Consider the following 15,549-nt stretch of genomic DNA (forward strand, 5'->3'; position numbering starts at 1 on the left):
GAGCAGCCTGCCGGATGTCGATTGGTTGCTCGGGGATCGCGGCTATGACGCCGACTGGTTCAGAGAAGCATTGAAAGACAAGGGGATACGGGCGTGTATCCCTGGTCGAAAACAGCGGAAGATGACGGTGAAGTACGACAAGCGCCGATACAAACGGCGCAACAGGATCGAGATCATGTTCGGCAGGCTCAAGGATTGGCGGCGTGTGGCAACCCGATATGACAGATGCCCAAAGGTCTTCCTCTCAGCCATCGCCCTCGCCGCAATCGTCATTTATTGGTTATGAGTCCTGACCCTAATCAGAGTGTCGTTTCCGGCCTCGCCATACAGGTGGTCACCATCTCCACCCTGGAGGAAGTCGTCGCCCTCTCCCCCATAGAGGGTGGCGTTTCCCGCGTCATTATAATCGGCATAAATAGAGTCGTTGCCACTACCGCCCTCAACGAAGTCGTTGCCTTTTCCGGCGTCGATGAAGTCGTTGCCGTCACCGCCATAAATGGTGTCGTTGCCCGCTCCGCCGATGAGGGAGTCATCCCCATCTTCGCCAAAAAGGTAGTCGTCGTCCTCACCGCCATAAATGGTGTCATTGCCCAAACCGCCTTGCAGGATGTCGTTGCCCGCCCCGCCAAAAATGGAGTCGTCGCCTTCATCGCCAAAAATGAGGTCTTCGCCATCACCGCCATCGATGGTGTCGTTGTCCTCACCGCCCAGAATGAAGTCGTCGCCCGCACCGCCCTCAACGAAGTCGTTGCCTTTTCCGGCGTTGATGAAGTCGTTGCCGTCACCGCCATAAATGGTGTCGTCGCCCTCTTCGCCATAAATGGTGTCGTTTCCGTCCCCGCCGTCGATGGTATCGTTGCCCGAGCCGGCGATTATGACGTCGTTGCCCAGGCCGCCAATGAGGGAGTCGGGACCATCACCGCCAAGAATGATGTCGTTGCCGTCCCCGCCATCGATGGTGTCGCTGCCCAGACCGCCATCAATGTAGTCGTTGCCCTCATTGCCATAAATGGAGTCGTCGCCCATGCCGCCAAGGATTGAGTCGTCGTCCCGGCCGCCAAAAATGATGTCATTGCCGTCACCACCGTCGATGGTATCGTTTCCGTCACCGCCATGAATGGTGTCGTTGCCGCCAAAGCCGTAGATGACATCATCGTACGGACCATGCGGAGGGGGGGTGTTGCCCCCGTCCACCATGTCGCCTTCAGGGTCGCCAGTGTAATTTTCATCAATGCTATCATCATCGTCGGTACCTTCGACGATGCCGTTGGAAGCTTGCTGAAAGGCGGTTGCGGCAAGGCCATCATCGGCATCAAGCGAGGACGAGGCGTCGGCACCGGGGACCAGCCTGGTGGCATCTTCGATCGACATGCCCCTCGAAGTATAGCCGATGATCTGCCAGTTTCCGGGGGTCAGCTCGGCCCAGACGGCAAGAATCTGGAAGCCGGCAGCGTTCAGCGCGGAAACATCGCCACCTCCTGTCACGCTCCAGTCTGCATCGGTCTTGGGACCAATCAGGATCCTGACGTTTTCGTAAGTGATGCCGGCCTGTATGACGGTGGCGGTCTGCACCTCGTCCAGGCTGATCGGCTGTCCGGCAGAGTTTTCGTACTGGTGGTCCGAGGTCGGGCCCGGCGGGGTGTCGCTTCCACCAGCGATGTCGTCCAGCGTCTGATCCGGGGTCGGAAAGATGATCCGGGTATCGTTCAGCCTCGGATCATAGCTGGTGGCCAGAGTGAAGTCACTGCCCGGTTGGTCAGTTGTCGGACCCTGCGCAAGGTTCCAGAAAGAGGTGAGCGATAGGGAGTAGGGCATGTCACATCAGACCTTCTGATCGATTGTTCGCTATTTGTCGGACAGAGGCGTTTTATCTGCGCAGCCGGAGAGCTGGTCGCTGAGTTTATTGAACGGCTTTTTATGTATCTGTGGTTTTATATTTTCGATTCCGCTATACTCGGGTGAGCGGAAAGCGTGAGTGGGTAGCAGATAAAAGGGGGTTATACAACATAGGCCACGGTTGCTTCACCGTCCGGTCTGTGGCCCGATTTATGTGCCCGGACTGCTGTCAGGCGCTGATTTCTCACATTTGGAGCGTTGCTGGCTGCTTTATACACTTGGGCTATACGCTTGTATAGGCCGCAAAATCTTTCCTTGCCTTTGGGCTGCGGCTTCCGGATACACTTCCTGGTTGATCCTATCGGGGATGCGGGAAATGACGCAGCGGAACGACATGTCAGATCTCTCTCAGCCGGGCAGCAATTTATATGCCCGGGTTATCGAGGTGGCGACGGTTCTTGCCAATGAAAACGGTAGGCTTCCCGGTCTGACCGAGGTGGCAGAGCGGATCGGAATCGGCATCGAGGCGCTGTCGGCGCTGTTTCCCGACGATGCGCGGCTGGCCGATGCCCTGGGCGAAAACGCCATGCTGTTGCTTTTGGACCAATGCGTGCGCTCGGTCGTGCAGGTAGAAGGCGGCGATGTTCTGGCACAATTCGCGGCGCTGGCGGATGCGTATCTGGAGTGGGCCTATCGCCACCCGCGCGAATCATACATCATCGGCGCGATGCCCGCGGGGCAGTTTGAAAGCAACCATCGCCTGATGCGCTATGAGGAATCGTTGCACGAACTGATGTTGAAGCTGCTGCTGCGAGCCCGTGACGAAGGGCGTTTGGCTGAAGATGACGATCCGAAAATGGTCATCGCGGTCGCCCACACCTTTGCCTATGGCGTTGCACGCAAAATGGCGCTTGGCGATCTGTCGCGCTGGTCGCCCGAGGATCACGAGCCGTTGGAGGCCGCACGGCAGGCAATGCGGTTTTTCATTCGCAAGATCCTGCACACGGTCGATCCGGTGAGGGAAAGCTGAGCCTCCTGCCCTCGCAAATCCGTGAAGGGGCGGTGACATATTTCCGACACCAACCGCGCGCATAGGTTGCGGATGGGGCGGACAGACAGGACTGATATGGCGCAGGGTAAACGCAGCGATGCAACCACCGTTCTGGTCGGGCCTGATCTGGCAGGGGCCGGCTATCTTTCGTCTCTGAAGGCCGAGGTCGGGCTGCAGAACTGTGCCATCATCTCGACCGGGACCCTGCGCCTTGAGCTTACGCCAGAGGCTGCTGAGGTGCTGATCGCGTCAGACCTTCTGTCGGCGCAGGCGCGGCCTGTCACAGTCCGGGCCATCTATTTTGATACCCCTTCGCGCGATCTTTCTGCGGCCGGTTTTACCCTGCAGATCCGTGAGGCGGAGGGGGCGTGGGTTCAGATCGTCGAGGCGAGCGCCGCGCCCGCGGGCCTGTTCGCCCTGCCTGAATGGCGGCACCGGATCAAAGGGGAAGGACCGGTTATTGACGATTCCACGCCTCTGCGCGCGGTATTGGGCAGCCGGGCGCATCATCTCACACCCGCGTTTCAGCTGGAACTTGCCCGTCAGGAATGGCAGCTGCAATCGGATGGTGCCGAGGTCGTGCTGACCCTTGAGCGCGGTGAAATCATGGCCGGGGACCGTCGTGCGCCCATTTGCGAATTGGTGCTGACGATCGGCCATGGTCCGGCATCGGCGCTTTATTCCCTTGCCCGCAGGCTGGACGAACTGGCTCCGCTGCGCCTTGGCGTTGTGAGTGAGGCCGAGCGGGGTTTTCGCCTGATTGATCCCTTGCCCCTCATACACAAGGCCGGGCAGGTGGCGTTGAATGACGACATGACCGCCGCCGACAGTTTCCGTCTGATCGTCGCCGCCTGTCTGCGCCAGTTCCGGCTTAATGAACCGCTGATCAGCCCCGCAAACCCCGAGGCACTGCATCAGGCCCGTGTGGCGCTGCGTCGTCTTCGCTCGGCTTTCTCATTGTTCAGGCCGATGCTTGGCGATGATCAGCTGACCCGGCTGAGCGAGGAAAGCCAGTGGCTGGCGGCGGTTTTGGGTGAGGCGCGGGATATTGATGTCCTGCAAGCGCGCTGCACGACCGAAGATCAGCGCCAAAGGCTTCAGCCCGCGCGCCGCACCGCTTATGATCGGGCAGAGGCGGTGCTTGCGTCACGCCGGGCGCGGATTTTGATGCCTGATCTGGTGGAATATGCGGCGCTGGGGCCGTGGTGCGCCCTGCCCTCTGCGGCTGAGGTTCGCCAGACCCCGATACGAGAGTTTGCCGGGGCGGCACTCGACCGTTATCGCCGCAAGGTCAAAAAAGACGGGGCCGATCTGTCCGAACTTGGCGATGCAGCCCTGCATGAAATCCGCAAGGATGCCAAGAAACTGCGCTACGGGGCCGAATTCTTTGTCCCGCTTTTCCGCGATAAGCGACGGCGGCGGGCGGCCCGTTTTGTGGCTGCTTTGGCCGAGTTGCAGGACCAGTTGGGCGCGCTGAACGATCTTGCCACGGCGTCAGCAACCCTTGCGCGGATCGGGCTTGCCGATGATCCGGCGCTGATCCGGCTGACCGGCAGCGACAAGGAACGCCGGGCGCTGATCAAGGCTGTAGCCGAGGCGCACGAAGCCTTTGTCGATGCCCGGCGGTTCTGGCGCTAAGGCGCCCTGACGTGGCACTCAGGTTTCCTGCGGGAACAGGTCGCGCGCCAGCACCGTCTCGGCAAAGGCGGCCGGGATAGTGCCGGGGGTACGGGCGCGGTTTCCGTTCAGCCGTGTCTGCACAAAGGCCTCGGCCAATGCCGGATCGCCCTCGGTCAGCAGAACGGCGGCGGTCAGCAGTAGCGCGCTGCCCTCGACGAACTGCCGTGCCTCGGCCTCGGTCACGCCGTCGCTCCAGCGGTTGCGATGGGCGGCAAGGGCTGAGTCGTAGGCGCGGTCCCGGCCCGCCGCCCCCTCCAGCCGCGCCGCCAGCATCTCGGCCGCCAACGGCTCGCGCGCCAGCGTGCGCAGTGCATCCAGGCAGATCACATTGCCCGACCCTTCCCAAATGCCGTTGAGCGGCGCCTCGCGGTAAAGCAGCGGCAAGGGCGTATCCTCGACATAGCCCATGCCGCCCATCACCTCCATCGCTTCGACCACCACCTGTGGGCACAGTTTGTTCGAAAGGTATTTCGCCAAAGCGACCCCGATGCGGGCAAAGGCGCGATCCTCGGCGCTGCTGCCATCGAAACTTGCAGCGACATGCAGCCCCAGCATCAGGCTGCCCAGCCAGTCAAGCGTCAGATCGGCCAGCACCGCGCGCATCAGCGGCTGGTCGATCAGCCGCTTTTGAAAGGCGCGGCGATGGGCAGCCCAGTGATGTGCCTCGTGCAGGGCCGCGCGCATCAGCCCGGCTGGTGCGATCGCGGTGTCAAGCCGGGTGTGATGCACCATCTCGACGATGGTGCGGATGCCGTCGCCCTCTTCGCCTATTTGCCAGGCGAGCGCGCGCTGATACTCAATCTCGGCCGAGCCGTTCGAGCGGTTGCCAAGCTTGTCCTTAAGGCGCTGGATGCGGATGGGGTTGCGCGCGTCCTCAAGCCAGCGCGGCACCAGAAAACAGGTCAGTCCGCGGCCGGTCCGGGCAAGCGTCAGAAACCCGTCCGACATGGGGGCCGAGCAGAACCATTTATGGCCGGTCAGCCGCCAGACCGTTCCGTCGCGCTCGGCCCGGGTGGTATTGGCCCGCACATCCGAACCACCCTGTTTCTCGGTCATGGCCATGCCCAGCGTCGCACCCGTCTTGGCCGCAAGGGGCGCGACCCTCGGGTCATGGCGCCGCGACATCAGCGCGGCGTGCCAGTCGCCCGGCAGATCTGCCGCGCCCAAGATGACCGGCACGGCGGCATAGGTCATGGTCAAGGGGCAGCAATGACCGGGCTCGATCTGACTGGCCAGATAGACCATGGCGGCATGGGTCAAATGCCCTGCCGGCCCACCCTCCCACGCGACCGAGTGATAGCCCGCCGCGACCGAAAGCTGCATAAAGCGGTGATAGGCAGGGTGAAAGCGCAACTCGTCCAGCCGTCTGCCACCACTGTCAAACAGGCGCAGCTCGGGCGGGTAGCGGTTGGCGTCACGCGCTGCTTCACGCGTATCGGCGCGGCCAAGTTCGGCACCATAAGGGGCCAGCGCCTTCTCGGGCACGCCACGGGCTGCAAGGACGGTGCGCAGTAACGGATCTTTGCGCCACAGGTCGATATCGCCCACAGGGTCGGGCTGGTTCAGTACTTCATGCGTTCCCAGATCCGCCATCGGGTCAAGTTGCATCGCAAGGCCCCCTTTGCCATCCCTGCCTGGATGCTAACCCCGATTCCCTTCCCGGGCGAGTCCGGCAGGTCGCATATGTCTCTTTCGTCATTGAAACCGTCGCAATCGGAGCATCTTGCGTATTTGACCCCGCGTTAGGCTGGATTTGCGCCTGCATGTCGCAGGTGGCTCGCGCGGGGCTTGGGCGAGGAGGCCCTTACCCCGACAATCGAGGGAGATCTGATCGCATGTCCAGCAACAAAGGTGTCGTCTATATCGGCCCCGGGAAGGTCGAGGTTCAGGCCATTGCGGATCCGAAGTTCCAGTCGCCTGACGGGCGCAAGATCGAACACGGGGTGATCCTGAAGGTGATCTCGACCAATATCTGTGGTTCGGATCAGCATATGGTGCGCGGCCGCACCACTGCCGAGGCGGGGCTGGTTCTTGGCCATGAGATTACCGGAGAGGTCATCGAGAAAGGCGCCGATGTCGAGATGCTGGAGGTCGGAGACATCGTCTCTGTTCCCTTCAACGTCGCCTGCGGACGCTGCCGCTGCTGCCGCGAAGGCGACACCGGGGTGTGCCTGTCTGTGAACCCGTCGCGTGCCGGCGGCGCCTATGGCTATGTGGACATGGGTGGCTGGATCGGCGGTCAGGCGCGCTATGTCATGGTGCCCTATGCCGATTTCAACCTGCTGAAGATTCCTGATCGTGACCGGGCGCTGGAAAAGATCCGCGACCTGACCATGCTGTCGGACATCCTGCCGACCGGTTTTCATGGTGCCGTCAAGGCCGGTGTTGGTGTCGGCTCGATCGTCTATGTCGCTGGCGCGGGGCCTGTGGGCCTTGCTGCGGCCGCCTCGGCCCGCATTCTTGGCGCTGCGGTGGTGATGATCGGCGATTTCAACAAGGAACGGCTGGAACATGCCCGCAAAGTCGGGTTCGAGCCGGTCGACCTTTCCAAAGGCGACAACCTGCCCGAGATGATCGCCGAGATCACCGGCAGCCCCGAAGTCGATGCCGCTATCGACGCCGTGGGCTTTGAGGCGCGGGGCCATTCGGGGGGCGAACAGCCCGCCATCGTTCTGAACCAGATGATGGAGATCACCCGTGCCGCCGGTCAGATCGGCATCCCCGGTCTTTATGTGACCGAGGACCCGGGCGCGGCCGATGAGGCCGCCAAATTCGGCAGCCTGTCGCTGCGCTTTGGTCTGGGCTGGGCCAAGGCGCAAAGCTTTCACACCGGTCAGACCCCGGTGCTGAAATATAACCGTCAGCTGATGCAGGCGATTTTGCATGACCGCCTTCCCATCGCGGATATCGTCAACGCGACGATCATCCCGCTGGATCAGGCCGTGCAGGGCTACGAAAGCTTTGATCAGGGCGTGGCAAAGAAATTTGTCCTGGACCCTCACGGTATGCTGGCGGCGTAAGCCGGAAAACCGTTGCGCAGCAAGGCCGGTCACGATCCCGTGGCCGGTCCCTTTATATCCGGCGGTCGGGTCAACTGCCCGAAAAATGTGACGGCCAGTCAGAAAAATACGCCTGCCAAATTGACAAGGTTCGTCCGATACCGCCCCATGGGGCTGCTGACGATCCCGACCACGGACGGGCGCGGTTTTCGCGCCTGACTGCTCCGCCTCTGGTCAATACATCGTTGCGGTGACCATCAGACGGTAAGGACCATGGCCATGAATTGCGCATGCGGACATCATCACCATCACGCCCCGCCGACCAGCCCGGCAGGCGAGGAAATCGCCCTTGACCGGCCTCTGGTCGCGCTGACCGGGCGGTTGATCTGCGCTGACACCGCGCAGATGCTGCTGGCGCTGGACCTGCTGACCGAACATACCGAGCTGAGCCGGGCCGAGCCGGGCAACCTGCGCTTTGACCTCAATCAGGCCGAAGATCCGCTGATCTGGGAGCTGAATGAGCTTTATGCCGACGACGAGGCATTCGAGGCGCATCGCACCCGGCTGCGCGACAGCCGTTGGGGCCGTGAAAGCCAGGGCATCAAGCGTGATTTCACCCGCACCGCGCCCCTGCCCCGCATCCGGCCCGAGATGCGGCACGATCACATGGCAATCACCGCGCTGCTCGACCGCGCCTTTGGCGGACCGGACGAAGGACGGCTGGTCGACGAACTGCGTGCCTATGGCGATCTGGCCCTGTCACTGGTGGCCGAGGCCGAGGGCACGATCATCGGTCATATCGCCTTGTCGCCGATTGCTGCCGAAGCCCCGGCGCTTGCGCTGGCACCCCTGGCCATTCATCCGGCTGTACAATCGCGCGGTATCGGCAGCGCGCTAATCCGCGCAGCTATTGCCGCCTATGCGGATCATGCAATCGTGGTGTTGGGGGACCCGGCCTATTATGGCCGCTTTGGCTTTGTCCCGGCTGACCTCGATTCGCCCTATGCCGGACCTCATTTGCAGGTGCTGGGCGGGCAGCTGCCCAAAGGCAGCCGCATCACCCACGCCCCGGCTTTTTCGCGGCTCTAGGGCGGATCAGACCTCTTCGGCGGGGGTGCTGCCCTCGGCCTCGGCGGGTTGCGCATTGTCTTGCGGCAGGCGCAGCCGCACCCGCTTGACCCGGCGCGGATCGGCCTCGATGATCTCGAATTCGGCCCCGCTTTCATGGGGGATCACCTCACCGCGAACCGGTACGCGGCCGGTCAGCATGAAGATCAGCCCGCCAAGGGTGTCGATCTCATCCTCTTCCTCGTCGGTAGCAAGGCGCAGACCGGTCTGCGCTTCGACATCCTCCAGTGCGGTCCGGGCCTGGATCAGCCATTGGCCGGGCTTTTCAAGGATGACCAGCCCGCCCTCGATCTCGTCATGCTCATCCTCGATCTCGCCGACGACCTGCTCGATCAGGTCTTCGATGGTGACCAGCCCGTCAACTCCGCCGTATTCGTCGATGACCAGTGCCATATGGATGCGTTTTTGCTGCATCTGCTGCAACAACACGCCAATCGGCATCGAAGGAGGCACGTAAAGCAGCGGCCGCAGCATGGGGCGCAGCGCGAATTTGACCGGGACCTTGGCACCAAAACCGTATTTCAGGGCAAGGTCTTTGAGGTGGATCAGCCCCAATGGGCTATCAAGTGTACCGCGAAAGACCGGGATGCGGGAAAAACCGTGCTCGCGGAACATTTCGACCAGTTCCGGCAGGGTGGCAGTCACCGGAGCGGCGGCGATTTCGGCTTTGGGGACCGCCACGTCATCGACCCGCATCCGCCGCAGGTTGGCTACTGCCGGTCCGCCAGCCAAGGCAGGGGTCTGCCCATTTTCGTGTTGATCGGCGCCTTCGGTTTCGGGTTCGCTGCCACCGAAGGCACCAAGAATACGTCCCAAAAAACCGCGTGACTGCGGCTGCTCACGCCCGTCCCCTCCGCTACCCTCTGGCCAGGTGGCGGGGGCAGTGGAAACGGGCGTGTCGGGACTTCGGTCGTTACTCATGTCTCAGGTTCCAGATAAGGGTCGGGGATTCCAAGCTTGCCCAGTATGGAACGCTCGGCATCCTCCATGGTTTCGGCATCTTCGTCATCAATATGGTCATATCCTGCAAGATGCAGGATAGCATGGACAAGTAGATGCGTTGCGTGATGCTCAAAGGGTTTGCCCTGCGCTTTGGCTTCGCGCAGGCAGGTATCATAAGAGATGGCGATATCGCCCAGCTCTTCGGCCTCGGGCAGTTCGGGGCGGGTGCCGGGGGCACGAGGTTCGAATTCGATCGCGGGCCAGCTCAGCACATTCGTGGGCTTGGGCTTGCCACGGAACTCGGCGTTCAGCGCGGCGATGCGGGCGTCGTCGCAGCCCATGACCACGATCTGGAATTCGCCAAGCTCAAGCCACTCACCCACCGCGCGGGCGGCGCGTTCGGCCATGGCGGGCAGGCCCGCATCCTCCCAACGGTCATCTTCGATAACGATATCGACGATTTCGGGCACCTCTCCGATGTCGGTCTCAGCCATCGCGGGTCCCCCTTACTGCGCCTTCACCCGCAATGCGCGGCTCGCGGCGCGGGATGCGCTGGCCGCGCTCGTCAAAAAGCTCGCCTCGCGCCTGGGCGGCCTCGGCCTCGGCATCATAGGCCTCGATGATCCGGGCAACGAGCGAATGGCGCACCACGTCCTTGGCGGTAAAGTAGCTAAAGCTGATCCCCTTGATATCCTTCAGGATCCTTTCGGCATCGACCAGACCGGAGTGCACGCCGCGTGGCAGGTCGATCTGGGTGCGGTCGCCGGTGATGACCATACGCGAACCCTCGCCCAGACGGGTCAGGAACATCTTCATCTGCATGGTCGTGGCGTTCTGCGCCTCGTCCAGCACGACAAAGCTGTTGGTCAGCGTGCGCCCGCGCATAAAGGCCAGAGGCGCGATTTCGATACGCTTTTCCTCCATCAGCTTCTGCACCTGCTTGGCGGGCAGAAAATCGTTCAGCGCATCATAAAGCGGCTGCATGTAAGGATCGACCTTTTCCTTCATGTCGCCGGGCAGAAAGCCCAGCCGCTCACCCGCCTCGACAGCGGGGCGCGACAGGATGATACGATCAACATGGCCGCCGATCAGCATGGTGACCCCCACCGCGACGGCCAGATAGGTCTTGCCTGTCCCTGCGGGACCGATGCCAAAGGCCAGCTCATTGGCAAACAGCGCCCGGACATAGTCTTTTTGCGCGTCGGTGCGCGGCTCGACGGTCTTTTTGCGGGTACGCAGCTCGATCGGGCCGGTCTGGAACATTTCCAGCTGTTCGGCCGGGGTCGGGCTTTCGGCCATTGTCTCGCTGCCCATGCGCAACGCGGCCTCGACCTCGGCCATTTCGACCGGACGGCCCTGTTCCAGCCGGGCATAAAGCGCGCCAAGAACCTGCGCCGCCTCGGCCTGCGCATCGGCCGGGCCGACCACGGACAAGAGGTTGCCGCGGCGCAGGATATGCACCTTCAGCGCCTCTTCGATCCGTGCGAGGTGGCGGTCATGCGGGCCGCAAAGGTCAATCAGCAGCCTGTTGTCGTGGAATTCCAGCAGGGTTTCGCCGGGAGTCGCGGTCGCGGGATGCGTAGGGGTCAGACCCAAATTCGTCTCCGAGGTGGGGTTCTCAGGTATATATGGTTGCAACTGTGCGGGATTCGCACAAGGGGGACGGCGGCTTTGTGGCGCATTTGCACAAGCTTCGGCAGAAAATTTGGCATTACGACGCCGGTACGCGCGCCATGGGCCGGGCGCGGCCTGCGATAAAGTCGCGCAGATAGTCGTCCCCGGCCCGGTCAATTTCACTGACCGGTCCTTGCCAGCGCAAGCGCCCACGGTCAAGCAACGCGACTCTGTCGGCGATAGCGCGGACCGAGGACATGTCATGGGTGATGGTGATCGCCGTGGCGCCGGTTTCATCGACGATGCCGCGGATCAGCGCATTGATCGCCGCAGCCCGGATCGGGTCGAGCCCGGTCGTCGGCTCATCAAAAAAGATCACCCTGGGATCGGCGGCGATGGCGCGGGCCAGCCCCGCACGCTTGCGCATGCCGCCCGAAAGCTCGGCCGGGTAAAGATCGGCAACCTCGGGGCCCAGTCCGACCCGGGCGAGCTTTTCGATAGCGATGGCGCGCGCGCGCGCCTTCGGCATGTGGCGCAGCAGGCGAAAGGCGACGTTGCGCCAGACCGGCAGGCTGTCAAACAGCGCTGCGTTCTGAAACAGCATGCCAAAATCGTCCATGAAGTCTGCGCGGTGCTGCGCAAGCGGCCGACCCCGCCACAGGATTTCGCCCGCGTCTGGTACCTCAAGCCCAAGGATACAGCGCAAAAGCACCGACTTTCCGGTGCCAGAGCCGCCGATCACGACCAGGCTCTCACCCTCGGCCAGATCCAGATCGACGCTGTCGAGCACCTGCTTTTGCCCAAAGGCTTTGCTTAAGCCCCGCACCGCCAGCATCAGAAGAACAGCCCTGTCAGCGCGAAATTGGCGGCAAGGATGCCGACTGAGGCTGCGACCACGGCATTGGTCGTCGCCCGCCCGACACCCGAGGCGCCACCGCTGGCAGTCATGCCGAACCAGCAGCCTGAAAGCGCGACAATCAAGCCAAAGGCCGCGCCTTTAAGCAGCCCCGAGACCACGTCCCAGCCCTCCAGATAGGCCCATGAGTTGGCCAGATAGATCGCCGAGTTAAAGCCAAGCGCATTCACCCCGATCAGCCAGCCGCCCATGATGCCGATGATATCGCCTACCCCGACCAGCAGCGGCAGGCACAGGATCGCCGCCCATAACCGGGGCGAGACGAGCCAGCCGACCGGATCGGTCGATAGTGTGACCAGTGCGTCTATCTGTTCGGTCACACGCATGGTGCCAAGTTCGGCTGCAATGGCGCTGGCGACGCGGGCCGCGACCATCAGTCCGCCAAGGACCGGCCCCAGTTCGCGCGCCATACCGATGGCGACGATGGCAGGGACGACGTCGCCGGCTTGAAAACGCTCACCCCCCGAATGGATCTGCAGTGCTAAGGCAGCGCCAGTGAACAATGCCGTCAGCCCGACGACCGGCAGCGACAGCCAGCCGATCTGCATGATCTGCCGCACCAGTTCCGAGGGATGTTGCCCGACCCGCGCCAGCCCGCGGGCGGCAAAGATCGCAACCCTGCCCGTCATCCGGGTCAGGCTGATCGCCGCCCTGCCGGTCAGCCGGATCGGGTTCAAAGCCAGGTCCGCTCGTAGCGCCGGCCGAGAGAGGTCAGTATCTCATAGCCGATGGTGCCGGACAGTGCGGCCAGATCATCGACGCCTTGCCGCGCGTTCAGGATTTCCAGCGCCGGCGGAACTTCGGCCAGCCCGGTCACATCGACGGTGATGAGGTCCATCGAGATGCGGCCGATCACAGGCACTGCGCGATCCGCGGCCCAAAGCTGCAACCTGCCTTCACGTGCCAGCGCCCGCGCCAGCCCGTCGGCATAGCCCGCCGCCACCGTCGCCACCCGTGAGGGGCGGGTTGCGGTCCAGCTATAGCCATAACCTACGGATTCCCCGGGCTGCACCTCGCGCGTCTGGATCACCGGCAGTGCCAGTGTAACCACCGGTCGCGCCTCGCCAAAGGGCTCGCCCCCGTAAAGGCCGATACCCGGGCGCACGAGGTCGAAATGATAATCCGGCCCAAGCAATATGCCCCCCGTCGCCGAAAGCGAACGCGGCACGCCCGTCCCGTCAGTCATGGCACGAAAGGCGGCGAGCTGCTGCGTATTCGCCGGGTGATCGGGCTCATCGGCACAGGCCAGATGCGACATGATCAGCGCAGGGCTGGCGGCCAGCGCCTCGGCGCGGATCGCGGCCCATTCGCCGGGCTCAAAGCCCAGCCGGTTCATGCCGCTGTCAAGCTGGATGCCAAACGCCCCTTTCGGGCGCAACGCCCGGTCGCGAAAGAACTGTTCGGGACTGTTCAGCAACGGGATCAACCCGTTCAGATCCGCCCCCTCCATATGGCCCGAGAGGACAAAGATTCGTGCATCCTCGGGCAAAAGAGGGCGCAGCACCCGCCCTTCGGAGGCAAGGGCGACAAAGAAATCCCGCGCTCCGGCTGCATAAAGGGCCGGCGCCACGCGTTCGGCGCCCAACCCGTAAGCATCGGCCTTGACGACCGCAGCTGCCCGCGCGCCCTCAGCTTTGGCCGCAAGCGTCTTCCAGTTGGCCGCAATGGCCGAAAGATCAATGACGAGTCCCATGAAAGCGGCATGGCTTTTCGCCCTGTCGAGGTCAAGGGCTTTAACAAATTTGCTATTTGCAGCGACATTTGCTTACATATTTTGCAAATTTTCGCCTTTCCGCTTCCCGCAATGGCGCCAAGCCGGTAGGTTGCCCCAAACCCAAGGGAGACGGCTCATGAAGGACATCCTCGGCGAACTGGAATCGCGCCGCCGCGATGCGCGGCTGGGCGGTGGGCAGCGGCGCATCGACGCCCAGCACGCCCGTGGCAAGCTGACCGCGCGCGAACGGCTTGAGCTTTTGCTGGACGAGGGCTCGTTTGAGGAGTTCGACATGTTCGTCCGCCACCGTTCGACCGATTTCGGCATGGAGGCGGACCGCCCCTATGGTGACGGGGTTGTCACGGGCTGGGGTACGATCAACGGCCGTATGGTCTATGTCTTTTCGCAGGACTTTACCGTCTTTGGCGGCTCGCTGTCGGAAACCCATGCCCAGAAGATCTGCAAGATCATGGATATGGCGATGCAGAACGGCGCCCCTGTCATCGGGCTGAACGACTCGGGCGGTGCGCGTATTCAGGAGGGCGTCGCCTCGCTTGCGGGTTATGCCGAGGTGTTTCAGCGCAATATCATGGCCTCGGGCGTGGTGCCGCAGATCTCGGTCATCATGGGCCCCTGTGCTGGCGGCGCGGTCTATTCGCCTGCGATGACCGATTTTATCTTCATGGTAAAGGACACCAGCTACATGTTCGTGACCGGCCCCGATGTGGTCAAAACGGTGACGAATGAGGTGGTGACGGCAGAGCAGCTGGGCGGAGCCTCGACCCATACCAGGAAAAGCTCGGTCGCCGACGGTGCGTTTGAAAACGATGTCGAGGCCATGTCCGAGATCCGGAGGCTGTTCGATTTCCTGCCGCTCAACAACCGCGAAAAGGCGCCGACACGCCCCTTCTTTGACGATCCGCACCGCGTCGAGGCCAGCCTTGATACGCTGGTCCCCGATAACCCCAACCAGCCCTATGACATGAAAGAGCTGATCCTGAAGATTGCGGATGAGGGCGATTTCTACGAGGTCCAAAAGGACTATGCCGCCAACATCATCATTGGCTTTATCCGCATCGAGGGGCAGACGGTGGGCGTCGTTGCCAACCAGCCGATGGTGCTGGCGGGTTGCCTTGACATCGATTCCAGTCGCAAGGCCGCGCGCTTTGTGCGCTTCTGCGACGCTTTCGAAATCCCGATCCTGACCTTTGTCGATGTGCCGGGCTTTTTGCCGGGTACGGGACAGGAATATGGCGGCGTCATCAAGCACGGGGCCAAGCTGCTGTTTGCCTATGGCGAGGCGACAGTACCCAAGGTCACGGTCATTACCCGCAAGGCATATGGCGGGGCCTATGACGTTATGGCCTCGAAACACCTGCGCGGCGATTTCAACTATGCATGGCCCACGGCCGAGATCGCAGTGATGGGCGCCAAGGGCGCGGTCGAGATCCTTTACCGCAGCGAGCTTGGCGATTCCGAAAAGATCGCGCAGCGGACCAGGGATTACGAAGACCGCTTTGCAAACCCGTTTGTCGCCGCCGAAAAGGGCTTCATCGACGAGGTGATCCAGCCCCATTCGACCCGCCGCCGCGTCGCCCGCGCCTTTGCCTCACTGCGGGGCAAAAAGCTGGCGAACCCGTGGAAAAAACACGACAACATTCCGCTCTGA

At 62.5% G+C, this 15,549-nt stretch carries 14 protein-coding genes; 6 read left to right on the plus strand and 8 right to left on the minus strand.

From position 1 onward, the window contains the following. Positions 1–286, plus strand: a 286-nt coding sequence (locus tag M511_RS13015; RefSeq protein WP_139824587.1) for a transposase, incomplete at its 5' end; no start/stop codon positions are given. On the opposite strand, the gene M511_RS13020 is transcribed toward M511_RS13015, so the two are convergent. Continuing rightward, entirely contained in the window at positions 274–1,815 is a 1,542-nt protein-coding gene (locus tag M511_RS13020; RefSeq protein ID WP_085502415.1) for a calcium-binding protein, read from the minus strand. The genes M511_RS13015 and M511_RS13020 overlap by 13 nt on opposite strands. Before the next feature lie 415 nt (positions 1,816–2,230). Between M511_RS13020 and M511_RS13025 the strand changes: the two genes are divergently transcribed. Both M511_RS13025 and M511_RS13030 read left to right on the plus strand, forming a co-directional pair. Continuing rightward, on the plus strand, positions 2,231–2,866 hold the full coding sequence (locus M511_RS13025; protein ID WP_085502416.1) for a hypothetical protein: 636 nt from the start codon (positions 2,231–2,233) through the stop codon (positions 2,864–2,866). A 96-nt stretch (positions 2,867–2,962) separates the two neighbouring features. Beyond that, positions 2,963–4,525, plus strand: a complete 1,563-nt coding sequence (locus tag M511_RS13030) for a CYTH and CHAD domain-containing protein (protein WP_085502417.1) — start codon at positions 2,963–2,965, stop codon at positions 4,523–4,525. Between the two features lie 18 nt (positions 4,526–4,543). Here M511_RS13030 and M511_RS13035 read toward each other — a convergent pair whose 3' ends face one another. Beyond that, the gene (locus tag M511_RS13035) at positions 4,544–6,175 is read right to left on the minus strand and encodes an acyl-CoA dehydrogenase family protein (protein ID WP_085502418.1); all 1,632 of its coding nucleotides are present in this window, start codon (positions 6,173–6,175) and stop codon (positions 4,544–4,546) included. A 227-nt stretch (positions 6,176–6,402) separates the two neighbouring features. Here M511_RS13035 and fdhA point away from each other — a divergent pair, with 227 nt between their 5' ends. Next, on the plus strand, positions 6,403–7,587 hold the full coding sequence (gene fdhA, locus M511_RS13040; protein WP_010396125.1) for a formaldehyde dehydrogenase, glutathione-independent: 1,185 nt from the start codon (positions 6,403–6,405) through the stop codon (positions 7,585–7,587). A gap of 258 nt (positions 7,588–7,845) precedes the next feature. After that, a complete protein-coding gene (locus M511_RS13045) occupies positions 7,846–8,655 on the plus strand; it encodes a GNAT family N-acetyltransferase (protein WP_085502419.1) in 810 nt (269 codons plus the stop codon). A 6-nt stretch (positions 8,656–8,661) separates the two neighbouring features. Here the strand turns inward: M511_RS13045 and M511_RS13050 are convergent, their stop codons facing one another. The 6 genes from M511_RS13050 to alr form a co-directional block, all read right to left on the minus strand. After that, complete coding sequence (locus M511_RS13050) at positions 8,662–9,615, minus strand: CBS domain-containing protein (RefSeq protein ID WP_085502420.1); 954 nt, start codon at positions 9,613–9,615, stop codon at positions 8,662–8,664. Beyond that, positions 9,612–10,130, minus strand: a complete 519-nt coding sequence (gene ybeY / locus M511_RS13055) for an rRNA maturation RNase YbeY (protein WP_085502421.1) — start codon at positions 10,128–10,130, stop codon at positions 9,612–9,614. Before ybeY ends, M511_RS13050 begins: the two co-directional genes overlap by 4 nt. After that, the gene (locus M511_RS13060; RefSeq protein ID WP_010396135.1) at positions 10,123–11,232 is read right to left on the minus strand and encodes a PhoH family protein; all 1,110 of its coding nucleotides are present in this window, start codon (positions 11,230–11,232) and stop codon (positions 10,123–10,125) included. The genes ybeY and M511_RS13060 overlap by 8 nt, the downstream gene beginning before the upstream one ends. Before the next feature lie 115 nt (positions 11,233–11,347). Then, a complete protein-coding gene (locus M511_RS13065; RefSeq protein ID WP_085502422.1) occupies positions 11,348–12,085 on the minus strand; it encodes an ABC transporter ATP-binding protein in 738 nt (245 codons plus the stop codon). Further along, complete coding sequence (locus M511_RS13070) at positions 12,085–12,843, minus strand: MlaE family ABC transporter permease (protein ID WP_010396139.1); 759 nt, start codon at positions 12,841–12,843, stop codon at positions 12,085–12,087. Before M511_RS13070 ends, M511_RS13065 begins: the two co-directional genes overlap by 1 nt. Next, positions 12,840–13,859 carry an alanine racemase gene (alr, locus tag M511_RS13075; RefSeq protein ID WP_085502423.1) on the minus strand — a complete coding sequence of 340 codons (1,020 nt, stop codon included), beginning with the start codon at positions 13,857–13,859 and terminating at the stop codon, positions 12,840–12,842. The genes M511_RS13070 and alr overlap by 4 nt, the downstream gene beginning before the upstream one ends. A gap of 157 nt (positions 13,860–14,016) precedes the next feature. On the opposite strand from alr, the gene M511_RS13080 reads away from it, so the two are divergent. Further along, the gene (locus tag M511_RS13080; protein ID WP_085502424.1) at positions 14,017–15,549 is read left to right on the plus strand and encodes an acyl-CoA carboxylase subunit beta; all 1,533 of its coding nucleotides are present in this window, start codon (positions 14,017–14,019) and stop codon (positions 15,547–15,549) included.

It is taken from the genome of Paracoccus sp. J56 (assembly GCF_019633685.1).
Lineage (GTDB): Bacteria > Pseudomonadota > Alphaproteobacteria > Rhodobacterales > Rhodobacteraceae > Paracoccus > Paracoccus kondratievae.